The following is a 12,142-nucleotide window of genomic DNA, read 5'->3' as shown; positions in this document are numbered from 1 at the left end:
AACCAGCGAAGTGGTCCGACCACTTCAGCGCCGGTGGCGCGATTTTCGCGTCCGAGGGGTGCCCGGAACGGCAAGTGGTCTGATAAGTATGCGGGCATGGCGCCCCCGAACCCCGCCCGCGTCATCGCGGTCGACACCCACGACATCCGCTTCCCCACCTCCCGGGAACTCGACGGCTCCGACGCGATGAACCCCGACCCCGACTACTCGGCGGCCTACGTCGTCCTGCGCACCGACGCGGCCGACGGCCACGAGGGCCACGGCTTCGCCTTCACCATCGGCCGGGGCAACGACGTCCAGGTCGCCGCGATCGGCGCCCTGCGCGAACACGTCGTCGGCCGGTCCGTCGACGACCTCTGCGCCGACCCGGGCACCCTCAGCCGCGACCTCGTCGGCGACAGCCAGCTCCGCTGGCTCGGACCTGAGAAGGGCGTGATGCACATGGCGATCGGCGCCGTCGTCAACGCCGCCTGGGACCTCGCGGCCAAGCGCGCCGGCAAACCCCTGTGGCGGCTGCTGGCCGACGCCGACCCCGAGTGGCTGGTGCGGCAGGTCGACTTCCGCTACCTCACCGACGCCCTCACCCCCGACGAGGCCCTCGCCCTGCTGCGCCGCGGCCGGCAGGGCGCCGACGCGCGCCGGGCCCACCTGCTCGAACGCGGCTACCCCGCCTACACCACCTCCGCAGGCTGGCTCGGCTACGACGACGACAAGCTCACCCGCCTCGCCGCCGGGGCCGTCGCCGACGGCTTCCGGCAGATCAAGCTGAAGGTCGGCACCGACCTCGCCGACGACATCCGGCGCTGCCGCGCGGCCCGCGCCGCCGTCGGTCCCGACATCCGGCTGGCCGTCGACGCCAACCAGCGCTGGGACGTCGGCGAGGCGATCCGCTGGACCCGCGCCCTCGCCGAGTTCGACCCCTACTGGATCGAGGAGCCCACCAGCCCCGACGACATCCTCGGCCACGCAGCCGTGCGCGACGCCGTCGCCCCGGTGAAGGTCGCCACCGGCGAACACGTCCACAACCGCGTCGTCTTCAAGCAGCTCCTCCAGGCGGGCGCCCTCGACGTCCTCCAGCTCGACGCGGCCCGCGTCGGAGGCGTCAACGAGAACCTCGCGATCCTGCTGCTCGCCGCCAGGTTCGGCGTGCCCGTCTGCCCGCACGCCGGCGGCGTCGGCCTGTGCGAACTCGTCCAGCACCTGTCGATGTTCGACTACGTCGCCCTGAGCGGCACCACCGAGGACCGCGTCATCGAGTACGTCGACCACCTGCACGACCACTTCCTCGACCCGGTCGTGATCAGGGACGGCCACTACACGGCACCGACCGCGCCGGGCTTCTCCGCCGCCATGCGTCCGGAGTCGATCGCGCGGTACACCTACCCCGGCGGCGCCTTCTGGGCCGCCGACCCCCTCGGCCGGAAGGAGCAGGCGGCGTGCGCGACTTCGAAGGGCTGACCGCCCTGGTGACCGGCGGCGCCTCCGGCATCGGCCGGGCCACCGCCGAACTGCTGGCCGAGCGCGGTGCCACCGTCGCCGTCCTCGACCTGGACCCGACGGGCGTCGGCGAGCCCCTGCTCGCCCATCGCGCCGACGTCCGCGACGACGCCTCCGTGCGCGCGGCCGTCGCGGCCGCCGTCGCCGCACTGGGCGGCCTGGACGTCCTGGTCAACAACGCGGGCATCGGCGCCCAGGGCACCGTCGAGGACAACGACGACGCCGAATGGCACCACGTCCTGGACGTCAACGTCGTCGGCATGGTCCGTACGGCCCGTGCCGCCCTGCCCCATCTGCGGGCCTCCGCGCACGCCGCGATCGTCAACACGTGCTCCGTCGCGGCCACCGCCGGCCTGCCGCGGCGCGCGCTGTACAGCGCCACCAAGGGTGCCGTGCACGCCCTCACCCTCGCGATGGCCGCCGACCACGTCCGCGAGGGCATCCGCGTCAACTGCGTCAACCCGGGCACCGCCGACACCCCGTGGATCGGCCGCCTGCTCGACGCCGCCGACGACCCGGCCGCCGAACGCGCGGCCCTGGAGGCCCGTCAGCCCAGCGGCCGCCTCGTCAGCGCCGCCGAGGTCGCGGGCGCCATCGCCTACCTGGCGAGCCCCCTGTCCGGCGCCACCACCGGCACCGCCCTCGCCGTCGACGGCGGCATGCAGGGCCTGCGGCTGCGTCCGGCGGGCTCGTGAACACCCTCGGCCGCAGCGGCGTCCGGGTCACCGGGCTCGGCCTGGGCGCCGCCCCCCTCGCCAACCTGTACACCGAGGTCGACGACGCACAGGCCCACGCCACGGTGGCCGCCGCCTGGCGGCGCGGCGTGCGCTACTTCGACACCGCGCCCCACTACGGTCTCGGCCTCTCCGAACGCCGCCTGGGCGCCGCCCTGCGCGAGCACCCGCGCGCCGACTACGCGGTGTCCACGAAGGTCGGCCGCCGACTGGAGCCCTCGGCGGCGGGCGGCGACGACCTCGCCCACGGCTTCGCCGTCCCCGCCACCCACCGCCGGGTCTGGGACTTCACCGCCGACGGCGTCCGCCGCACCCTGGAGGCGAGCCTGACCCGCCTCGGCCTCGACCGCGTCGACGTCGTCTACCTCCACGACCCCGACGACCACGCCGAAACGGCCTTCCGCGAGGGCTACCCCGCACTGGAGGGGCTGCGTTCCGAGGGCGTCGTCGGGGCGATCGGCGCCGGCATGAACCAGACCGCCCTGCTCACCCGCTTCGTCCGCGACACCGACGTCGACGTGGTGCTGTGCGCCGGCCGCTACACCCTCCTCGACCAGAGCGCGCTCACCGAGCTGCTGCCGGCCGCCCAGGAGCGCGGCACGTCCGTCGTGATCGGCGGCGCCTTCAACTCCGGCCTGCTGGCCGACCCGAAGCCGACCGCCACCTACGACTACGCGCCGGCGTCCGGGGAGCTGGTCGACCGCGCCCGACGCCTCGGGGCGGTCGCCGAGCGCCACGGCAGCACCCTGCGCGCCGCCGCCCTCGCCTTCTGCGCCGCGCACCCGGCCGTCGCGAGCGTCCTCGTCGGCGCCCGCTCGGCGGCCGAGGCCGACGACTGCGCGGACCGGTTCGGGGCCACGGTCCCCCCGGCGCTCTGGCAAGAACTGCGGGAGACCGGCCTCCTGCCGCCCGACGCCCCGGTCCCCGGCGAGGAGACACCGCACAGCCCGACGCGGGAGCCGTCATGAGGGCCGCCCGGCACGCCCGCCGCCGCGCCGCACGCCGGCGGCTCCCGGTCGGCGCGGCCCGGCGGGCCCGGACGGCCGAGCCGCCCGACACCGGGCACGACCGCCCGGGCGCAGCCGCCGACGCGGGCCTGCCCGCCGTACGGGAGCTGCCGTGACCGTCGACGCCCACCACCACGTGTGGGACCTGTCCGTGCGCGACCAGGACTGGCTCGGCGGCCCCGGACTCCGGCCGCTGCGGCGCGACTTCGCCCTCGCCGACCTCGCCCCCGAGGCCCGTGCCGCCGGCGTCGACCGCACCGTCCTGGTGCAGACGGTCACCGTGGCCGAGGAGACCCCCGAGTTCCTCGCCCTCGCCGCCGCGCACGACCTGGTCGTGGGCGTGGTCGGCTGGACCGACCTGACCCGCCCCGACGTCGGTGACGAACTCGCCCGGCTGCGGGAACTTCCCGGTGGCCGCCACCTCAAGGGCATCCGCCACCAGGTCCAGGGCGAGCCCGACCCGGAGTGGCTGCTGCGCCCGGACGTACGCCGGGGACTCGCCGCCGTCGCCGACGCCGGCCTGGTGTACGACCTGGTCGTACGGGACCACCAGCTCCCCGCCTGCGTACGGGCCGCCGCCGCGCACCCCGGTCTCACGTTCGTCCTGGACCACCTCGGCAAACCACCCGTCGCCTCCGGCGCCCGCGCGTCCTGGGAGGCGGAGCTGCGCGCGCTGGCCGCCCTGCCCAACACGGTCGCCAAGCTCTCCGGCCTGGTCACCGAGGCCGACCCCGCCACCTGGACGGCCGCCGACCTGCGGCCGTACACCGACGCCGCCCTGGACGCCTTCGGCCCGCACCGCCTGATGTTCGGCTCGGACTGGCCGGTGTGCACCCTCGCGGCCGGTTACGGACAGGTCCTGGACACGGCCAGGCAGCTGACCGGGCACCTGAGCGCCGAGGAGAGCGCCCAGGTCTTCGAGGCCACCGCCACCCGCGTCTACGGCCTCTGAGCCGACCCCGCCAGCCGCGTCGGCGGCAGGTACTCCCGCACGTACGTACGCTTCCAGCACGCCCCCGTCTCCCGCAGCTCCCGCGGGCTCGTGTACCGGTAGCGGAAGAGGCGGGCGCGGATGTGCCGCGGGGGTTCGCCGGGCGGGAACGGGGAGCGGCGCAGCAGGCGGAGCGTGGCCCGGTCGTTCTCCAGCAGCCGTTCCACCAGCGCGCCGAACCAGGGCCCGGCGTAGGCGGGGGAGAGCGCGGCGAACCACATCATCCAGTCCAGCCGCAGGTGGTAGGGGGCGAACTGACGAGGCCAGCGCCGTGGATCGCCGGGCTTGCCCCGGAACTCGTACTCCCGCCAGTCGGAGTCCTCCCGCGGCACCTCGTCGAGGGTGCCCTCGATCACCACCTCGTGGCGCACCCGGCTCACACTGCCGAACGCGCCGTAGGTGTTGACCAGGTGCAGCGGGTCGAAGGAGCGGTTCATGACCTGCCCGCGCGAGAGCATGTTGAGCACCGGCCGGTGGCTGAGGAACAGCAGGAAGGCGGCCACCGCCAGGACCACCACCACGTACCAGAGGGGGGCGTCCGGCGTCGACGGCGCGTCGGCGGGAAGGCCGAGCGCGGGGACGGCCAGCACGATCGTGAGCCAGTTCAGCCAGGAGAAGTTGCCCGACAGCACCAGCCACAGCTGGGTGAGGATCATCAGGGACGCGGCGGCCGTCGCGACCGGCTGCGGGGTGAACAGCAGGAACGGCACGATCAGCTGGGTGACGTGGTTGGCGGCCACCTCCACCCGGTGCAGCGGCTTCGGCAGATGGTGGAAGAACCAGCTCAGCGGGCCGGGCATCGGCTGGGTCTCGTGGTGGTGGTCCAGGCAGGTGAGCCTCCGCCAGCACGGATCACCCCGCATCTTGATCAGACCCGCGCCGAACTCGACGCGGAACAGCAGCCAGCGCAGCAGCAACAGCACCACGAACGGCGGCGCCACCTCGTCGTTGCCGAGGAACACCGCGAGGAACCCGGTCTCCAGCAGCAGCGACTCCCAGCCGAAGCCGTACCAGGTCTGGCCGACGTTGACGATCGACACGTACAGCGCCCACGGCAGCAGCCACAGCAGCATCGCCGCCCACAGCGGCAGCAGCGAGTCCACGCCGGCGACCAGCGCCGCCGACACCGCGCAGCCCGTCCAGGCGCACCCGGCGAAGAAGCGGTCCGAGCAGCGCAGGTGGAACACGCTCGGCGCCCGCCGGAACGGCACGCGCTCGACGAACCGGGCGACCGGCAGCATTCCGCGCTCGCCGAGCAGCGCCCGGAACTGGAGCGCCGCCGTGCCGAAGGCGACCAGGTAGACGCAGGCCAGAGCCCGCTGGAAGACCGTCCGGCTCAGCCAGTAGTCGGGTGCGGTGAACCACTCCACGAACGCCCGCTCCTCTCCCGTCCCCCCCGGCCCCTGTCCTGACACACCCCGTGTTCCACGCCGGGCCGCATCACGCACGTGTTCCACCCCCGGTCGAAGAATCGGGCAAATCCTGGCAAGGTGGGCCCATGGTCGATCGGGGAGCGAGCGCACCGTCCCTCCCGGAGGACTGGCCGGCCCATTCGGAGCCGATCCTGGCACTCAACCGCATGGGCGGCTTCGACTGGGACCTGGACACCGGGCAGTTCGCCATGGACGCCCGCGCCCACGAGATCTTCGACGTGACCCCCGACGAGTACGACGGCAACCCCGAGAGCCTCTCCTCGCGCGTTCCCCCGGCCGAGGCCCTGCGTCTGGACACCCTGGTGACCCAGGCCATCAAGGACGGCAGCGAGAACTACGGCGCCTACTTCCGCATCCGCCGCCGCGACGGCGGCCTGCGCTGGACCCACACCCAGGGCTACATCCGGCGCGACGACACGGGTCGCCCCCGCCGGATCATCGGCATCGTCCGGGACGCGACCGACGAACTGCGCGACCTCGCCGCCCACCGCGAGGCGGCCGCCCTCGACGACGCGCGCCGCGAGCAGACCAACGTCGTACAGCTCACCACCGCCGCCCTGGCGCACGCCCGGACCGTGAAGGACGTCATCGACGTCCTCAAGGACACCCACGGTCTCATCCATCTCGGCGCGACCAGTCTGGTCATGGGCCTGGTCGAGGCCGGCCGGATCCGGCTGGTCGCCGAGGGCCCCCAGGGCAGCTTCGTGCCCGGCACCCTCGTCACCGGGATCGACGAGCCGTACCCGATGAGCGAGGTGGTGCGCACCCTCACCCCCCGGTTCATCGAGTCGTCCGACGAGTTCGCGGCCGGCTACCCCGTGCTGTGGCCGCACATCACCGGCCTGAAGATCACCTCGGCCGCCTACCTGCCGCTCATCGTCCAGGCCCGCCCGATCGGCGCGATGGGCCTGCTCTACAGCGACCGGCGCGGTTTCACCCCCGAGGAACGCAACATCCTCGTCGCCCTCGGCAGCAGCATCGCCCAGTCCCTGCAACGGGCCATGTTCTACGAGCAGGAGAAGGACATCGCCCAGGGCCTCCAGCAGGCCATGCTGCCGCGCACCATCCCCAGCGTGCCCGGCGCCGACATCGCCGTCCGCTACCGTGCCGCCACCATCGGCGGCTCCCACGGCCGCGACATCGGCGGCGACTGGTACGACCTGATCCCGCTGCCCGGCGGCACCCCCTCCGGCGGGGGCCGGGTCGGCGCCGTCATCGGCGACGTCCAGGGCCACGACACGCACGCCGCCGCCGTCATGGGCCAGCTGCGCATCGTCCTGCGCGCGTACGCCTCCGAAGGGCACACCCCGGCCACCGTGATGGCCCGCGCCTCCGTCTTCCTCCACGAACTCGACACCGACCGCTTCGCCACCTGCCTCTACGCCGAGGCCGACCTGGCCACCGGCGTCGTCCAGATGGTCCGGGCCGGCCATATCGACCCGCTGGTGCGCGCGACGGACGGCACCTGCCGGCGCCTCTCCGTCCCCGGCGGACTGCCGCTCGGCCTGTCCGCCGAGTTCGGCTGCCTCGACTACCCCGTCGCCACCTTCGAACTCGGCCCCGGCCACACCCTGCTGCTGTGCACCGACGGGCTCGTCGAACAGCCCGGCACCGACCTCGACGACGGCATGCGCGCCCTCGCCGAGCTGATCGCCACCGGCCCCGACGACGTACGGGAACTCGCCGACCGGCTCATCGACGTCGCCGAGGAACGCGGCGGTGACGACGACGTGGCCCTCCTCCTGCTCCGCCGGTACGGCACGGACGCCTCCCGGGCCGGCAGCCGGCTCCAGCAGCACGTGGCGCCCGGCGACCCCGAGGCACTCACCCACGCCCGGCACATGATCCGCGCCGCCGTCCGCTCCTGGGGCGCCCGGCAACGCTCCGACGACGTCGAACTGATCGCCGACGAACTGATCACCAACGCCCTCATGCACACCGAGGGCGCCGCCATCGTCACCCTGCGCCTCCTCGCCGGTGTCGGCCGCCGACTGCGCGTCGAGGTCGAGGACTCCTCCAGCGCCCTGCCGCGTCGCCGCGAGGCCGGGGACTCGGGCGTCTCCGGCCGCGGTCTGCTCCTGGTCGACCTGCTCTCCGACAAGTGGGGAGTGGAGGCCCGCGGCGGCGGCAAGTGCGTGTGGTGCGAGTTCGGCGTGCCGGAGCCGACCTGAACACCGGGCGCGCCGACGGCACCCCGGACGTGTGCCGGAACTCTTCGAGGGGGAAGCGTGCGAGGACGGCGGTGATCAGGGAGATGCCGAGCGGGGTGAGCACACCGAGTTCTCCGACGTACTCCGTGAGGTCGGTCCCGTCGCCCGGTTCGTGCTGCACCCGCTGGTCCGCGGCCCGCGCCGCTAGCGGGGCTTGAGCACGACGAGGGTCTCGCCGGTCATCGTCCGCACCTCGTAGCGCGCGATCTCGTCGGTCCGCATGGTCGCGCCGCCCTTCATGGTGTTGGGGCGGGCGTCGTGGTCGGGGACCATCCAGCTGGTGACGGTCTCCTCCGAGCCGTCGTGGCCGATGACGATCAGATGGCAGGCGCGCGGGCCCGCGGCGTCCTTCACCTTGAGTTCGACCTGGCTGCCCCAGAGTTCGTCCTCGGACGTCACCTGCGCCCACACGCCCGACCTCTGGTCGGTCGCCGCGACGACCCGCGCCGGCTCCTCACCGCCGGCGGCGGCCGTCATGGCGAGCACCGGCCCCGCGACGGCGGCCACGACGGCCGCGGCCACGGCGTACAGCAGCCGGCGTCCGACGGCCCGGCGCCGGGCGGCGACCTCGTGGAGGAGGCGGTCGAGGAGCTGCGGGCCGGGGCCGGCGAAGGGATGCACGGCGCGCGGCGTCGCCCTCCGGTACAGCATCAGTTGGCGGGTGGTGGCACCGAACTCGGTGACCTCCGCCGCGCAGCGAGGACACTCCATGAGGTGGTCCTCGAAACGGAAGGCCTCCGCCTCGTCCAGCACACCCAGCGCGTACGCGCCGACGTCGCGATGCCTCTCCAGGGACCTCATGCCGAAACCTCGCGCCGTTGAGTGCCAGTGGGGTTACTCCTTGCTCCCACCGGTACGGACCAGGCAGCGGAATCACTCAAGTCCCGTACCGAATCGTGACCCAGACGTTCGGAGCGGTCCGGCCCGCGGATTGGTCCGGATGCGAAAAAGCTAGAAAAGATGGATCGCGAGGTGCCCGAGGGGCAGACCGAGCTGCCAGGCGGGCGTCCAGACCTTGGGTCCCTCGTCCTCGCCGGCCGGCGCGCCGTCCGGCACCGCGTCGAGGTCGGGGGCGAGCAGTTCGGTCTCCTCGAGCCAGCGCCAGGCGGCCGACGCCAGCTCCAGATCGGGGTCGGGTCCTTCCGACTCGGCCGCCTCGGCGGTCAGTTGTGACATACGTCCGGCGACCCAGTCCTGCCAGGGCTGGTCGTACGCCGTGAGCGAAAGCCACGTCTCCAGCTGGGTGACCACCCGGATCCCGGGCAGTTCGCCGTCGGTGTCGGACAGGAAGACGGTCAGTGCCAGGGCGTCCCGCCCGGCGCGGAACTCGAAGGACGTCGGCGGCATGAGATCGCCGGTCCGCAGCAGTTCGTCGGCGATGTACTCGGCGTACAACCAGGCCATGGGGACGGTGAGTTCCCCGCCGTCGGTGCCGTCCGTGCTCTGATGACCTCTGTGCAGCATCCCTTCCTGCCTTCCTCCGGTGCGTGCGCTTCCTTCGGCGCCGGAAAACCGGCGACCGGGCCCCATCCGGAACACGGATAAGGACACCCGATTACTCAACCGGGGTCCACGGCAAGGCGCTTTACGGAGGTTTGACTCGACCGTGGGTTTCAGCCCAGGTCGGGCGCGTAACCGGGAAGCACCCGGCGCAGGGCGCGCAGCGCGTAGTACGCGCGGGACTTCACGGTACCGGGCGGGATGCCGAGGGTTTCGGCGGCCTCCGCCACGCTCGCCCCTCGGAAATACACCAGCACCAGGACTTCACGGTGTTCCGGAGTGAGTGTCTTCACAGCCTCGCGGACGTCGAGCGCCGCGGCGGCCCGGTCGGCGTGGTCGCCGCAGACCGGCGCGTTCTCCAGCACCGCGTCCCCGACCTCGGCCGGCCGTGCCTGCCGGGCCCGCCGCGCGTCGATCGCGAGCCGCCGGCCGACGGTGAGCAGCCAGGGCCGTACGGAGTCGAAGGCGTCGGTGCGCAGGGCCTCGGGATGCTGCCAGGCGCGCACCAGGGTCTCCTGGACGAGGTCCTCGGCGCGCTGGCGGTCTCCGTCGCACAGCCTCAGCAGCAGCGCGAAGAGCGGCCGGCCGTGCTCACGCTGGAGCGCGGCGAGTTCGTGTTCGGCGGTCGTCGTCCTGGCGGTGAGGGTGGTCCCGGCGGTCATGCGCGTATGGCACCCCAGGGCGCCGGTTCGGGACAGGGGGCGCACAAGGGTCTGCGGCGGACGGTCGATCGCGTCGACGAACGGTTCGACGAACGGTCCGGGCTACGCCGATCGCGCGCATCCGCCCCGGCGGCGGGAGCGCCGGGGCCGTACGCGTCCGCACATGGATTAGTAGTGATACATGCGTAAATACGACGAGTCATGGGCAATGGGGTGATGCAGTGATCGCGCGCAGACACCAGGTGGCCCTGGCCCTCACGGCCCTCCTCGCGGCGGCCGCGGCCTGCCAGGCCCACGACCGCGAACCCGCCTCCGGACACCCCGCCCCCGCGCCGACCCGCGGCTTCACCCTCGTGGCCACCGGCGACATCGTCCCGCACGCCTCGGTCATCGACCGGGCCCGCTTCGACGCCGGCGGCACGGGCCACGACTTCGGCCCGATGTTCGCCGGGATCCAACCCGTCGTCACCGGCGCCGACCTGGCGCTCTGTCAGCTGGAGGCCGTCCGCGTCGCCGCCGACCCGGCCGCCGCCTCCCCGCCCCGGCTCGCCGCGGCCCTCGCCGCCACCGGCTACGACGGCTGCTCCACCGCCTCCGACCACGCCCTCGACGACGGCCCCGGCGGTGTGCGCCGCACCCTGGACGCCCTCGACGGCGCCGGCGTACGGCACGCGGGAACCGCCCGCTCCGAGGCCGAGGCCGCCGCCGTCCCGCTCCTGAACGCGGGCCCCGCGAAGGTCGCCCACCTCGCCTACGCCTACGACACCGACGGCCGGCCGCTCCCCGACGGACAGCCCTGGGCGCTCTCCCTGATCGACGAGAACAAGATCGTCGCCGATGCCCGGAACGCCCGCCGGGCCGGCGCCGACGTGGTCGTCGTCTCCCTGCACTGGGGCACGGAGTGGCAGGACGCCCCGGACGACCGGCAGCTCGCCCTCGCCAGGACCCTCACCGCCTCCCGCACCGGCGGGCGCCCCGACATCGACCTGATCCTCGGCAGCCACGCACACGTCCCACAGGCGTACGAGAAGGTCAACGGCACCTGGGTCGTCTACGGCCTCGGGGACCAGGTGGCCGGCGAGACGCCGAACAGCGCAGGCGTCGTCGACCCGCGCGCCAACCAGTCCAGCGTCGCCCGCTTCACCTTCTCCCCGCCCGCCCGGCCCGGCGCCCGCTGGGAGGTGACGAGGGCCGCCTTCGTCCCCGGGCTGTTCGACCTCGACGCCGGCCGCGTCGTCGACCTCGACGAGGCCCTCGCCCAGGGTGCCGACGTGGGGGGCGTGCGCGACCGCATCCGCGACCTCGTGCTCAGCCGGGGAGCGGCCCAGGACGGGCTGGTGACGGGGGAGTAGGGGAGGCGCCGGCTACGGCACCACCGTCACCGGCCAGCGCCCCGCCTTCACCAGCCGCACCGCCACCGACCCCACGATCCGGTGACCGGCCTGTTCGGAGGCGCCGACCACCACCGCGTCGGCCTTCAGCTGGTCCGCGGCCTTCACCAGCCCGTTGTACGGGTCGCCCTGGAAGGTGTGGAACTCCCAGCGCACGTCGAATATCCCCCGGGTCCGTTCGGTGGCCTCCCGGATCTGCGCCACGATGTCCTGGGCGATCTCGTCGGTCGCCTCCGCGACCGGCGCCCCGAGCGCCGCGCCCGCCGCCATCACCGGCTGCACGTACACCACGGCGAGCAGGGCGCCCTGGCGCCGGGCCAGACCGGCCGCGTAGGCCGCGGCGCGCAGCGAGGGATCGGAGCCGTCCACGCCGACGAGGACGACCTTCGGGCCGTCCGTGCCCCGTTCGAACGGGGAAGGGTGCTGTTCCGTCACGACGAGAGGCTATCGGAACCCGCAGGTCCCACCGCCGCGCGGGCCCGGCGGTCTCCCGCGGCCGCAGCCCCGAGCGCCTTGACGGGGCCGCCCCCGCCGAGGACACCCGGCCCGGCCGCCCGGAAGCGGCTTCCCCGGCCGGGTGCCGGACGCCGCCGGGGGCGCCTGCGGCAGTCCCGGCGCCTTCGGCGTCCCCGGTCTGCTGCGCCGAGCGGGTGGATTCGTGCCGCCGGGGCGGTGGCGTTGTGGTGCGTCGGTCTCCGGCCGGGCGACTGATGACAC

At 73.8% G+C, this 12,142-nt stretch carries 13 protein-coding genes; 8 read left to right on the top strand and 5 right to left on the bottom strand.

Annotated features, from left to right (window positions below):
* Positions 1 to 96: 96 nt before the first annotated feature.
* From AB0N31_RS26760 to AB0N31_RS26740, 5 genes are read left to right on the top strand one after another with little or no spacing between them, the layout of a single operon-like run.
* Positions 97 to 1,458, top strand: a complete 1,362-nt coding sequence (locus AB0N31_RS26760; protein WP_366060986.1) for an enolase C-terminal domain-like protein — start codon at positions 97 to 99, stop codon at positions 1,456 to 1,458.
* A complete protein-coding gene (locus AB0N31_RS26755; protein WP_366060985.1) occupies positions 1,437 to 2,192 on the top strand; it encodes an SDR family oxidoreductase in 756 nt (251 codons plus the stop codon). Before AB0N31_RS26760 ends, AB0N31_RS26755 begins: the two co-directional genes overlap by 22 nt.
* On the top strand, positions 2,189 to 3,199 hold the full coding sequence (locus AB0N31_RS26750) for an aldo/keto reductase (RefSeq protein ID WP_366060984.1): 1,011 nt from the start codon (positions 2,189 to 2,191) through the stop codon (positions 3,197 to 3,199). Before AB0N31_RS26755 ends, AB0N31_RS26750 begins: the two co-directional genes overlap by 4 nt.
* Positions 3,196 to 3,354 (top strand): hypothetical protein, encoded by a 159-nt coding sequence (locus AB0N31_RS26745; RefSeq protein ID WP_366060983.1) that lies wholly within the window; start codon positions 3,196 to 3,198, stop codon positions 3,352 to 3,354. The genes AB0N31_RS26750 and AB0N31_RS26745 overlap by 4 nt, the downstream gene beginning before the upstream one ends.
* Positions 3,351 to 4,190, top strand: coding sequence for an amidohydrolase family protein (locus AB0N31_RS26740; protein WP_366060982.1), 840 nt, complete (start codon positions 3,351 to 3,353; stop codon positions 4,188 to 4,190). Before AB0N31_RS26745 ends, AB0N31_RS26740 begins: the two co-directional genes overlap by 4 nt.
* On the opposite strand, the gene AB0N31_RS26735 is transcribed toward AB0N31_RS26740, so the two are convergent.
* Complete coding sequence (locus AB0N31_RS26735) at positions 4,178 to 5,599, bottom strand: lipase maturation factor family protein (RefSeq protein WP_366060981.1); 1,422 nt, start codon at positions 5,597 to 5,599, stop codon at positions 4,178 to 4,180. The two genes, AB0N31_RS26740 and AB0N31_RS26735, sit on opposite strands and share 13 nt — an antisense overlap.
* Before the next feature lie 128 nt (positions 5,600 to 5,727).
* On the opposite strand from AB0N31_RS26735, the gene AB0N31_RS26730 reads away from it, so the two are divergent.
* On the top strand, positions 5,728 to 7,833 hold the full coding sequence (locus AB0N31_RS26730; protein WP_366060980.1) for a SpoIIE family protein phosphatase: 2,106 nt from the start codon (positions 5,728 to 5,730) through the stop codon (positions 7,831 to 7,833).
* Positions 7,834 to 7,864: 31 nt separating this feature from the next.
* On the top strand, positions 7,865 to 8,020 hold the full coding sequence (locus AB0N31_RS26725; RefSeq protein ID WP_366060979.1) for a hypothetical protein: 156 nt from the start codon (positions 7,865 to 7,867) through the stop codon (positions 8,018 to 8,020).
* Here AB0N31_RS26725 and AB0N31_RS26720 read toward each other — a convergent pair.
* The 3 genes from AB0N31_RS26720 to AB0N31_RS26710 all read right to left on the bottom strand — a co-directional run bounded on the left by AB0N31_RS26720 (position 8,017) and on the right by AB0N31_RS26710 (position 10,034).
* Complete coding sequence (locus AB0N31_RS26720) at positions 8,017 to 8,673, bottom strand: zf-HC2 domain-containing protein (RefSeq protein WP_366060978.1); 657 nt, start codon at positions 8,671 to 8,673, stop codon at positions 8,017 to 8,019. The two genes, AB0N31_RS26725 and AB0N31_RS26720, sit on opposite strands and share 4 nt — an antisense overlap.
* Positions 8,674 to 8,823: 150 nt before the next feature.
* On the bottom strand, positions 8,824 to 9,336 hold the full coding sequence (locus tag AB0N31_RS26715) for a hypothetical protein (RefSeq protein WP_366060977.1): 513 nt from the start codon (positions 9,334 to 9,336) through the stop codon (positions 8,824 to 8,826).
* 149 nt (positions 9,337 to 9,485) lie between these two features.
* Positions 9,486 to 10,034 carry a sigma-70 family RNA polymerase sigma factor gene (locus tag AB0N31_RS26710; RefSeq protein WP_366060976.1) on the bottom strand — a complete coding sequence of 183 codons (549 nt, stop codon included), beginning with the start codon at positions 10,032 to 10,034 and terminating at the stop codon, positions 9,486 to 9,488.
* 221 nt (positions 10,035 to 10,255) lie between these two features.
* Between AB0N31_RS26710 and AB0N31_RS26705 the strand changes: the two genes are divergently transcribed.
* Positions 10,256 to 11,386, top strand: a complete 1,131-nt coding sequence (locus AB0N31_RS26705; RefSeq protein ID WP_366060975.1) for a CapA family protein — start codon at positions 10,256 to 10,258, stop codon at positions 11,384 to 11,386.
* A gap of 12 nt (positions 11,387 to 11,398) precedes the next feature.
* Here AB0N31_RS26705 and AB0N31_RS26700 read toward each other — a convergent pair whose 3' ends face one another.
* Positions 11,399 to 11,860: a universal stress protein gene (locus AB0N31_RS26700; RefSeq protein ID WP_366060974.1), complete on the bottom strand. Its 462-nt coding sequence runs from the start codon at positions 11,858 to 11,860 to the stop codon at positions 11,399 to 11,401.
* Positions 11,861 to 12,142: the final 282 nt, after the last annotated feature.

Origin of the sequence: Streptomyces sp. NPDC051051 (assembly GCF_040682975.1) — a bacterium.
Taxonomy (GTDB): domain Bacteria; phylum Actinomycetota; class Actinomycetes; order Streptomycetales; family Streptomycetaceae; genus Streptomyces.
Note: the sequence above shows the minus strand (reverse complement) of the source record. Positions and strands in the feature narration are given on the sequence as shown.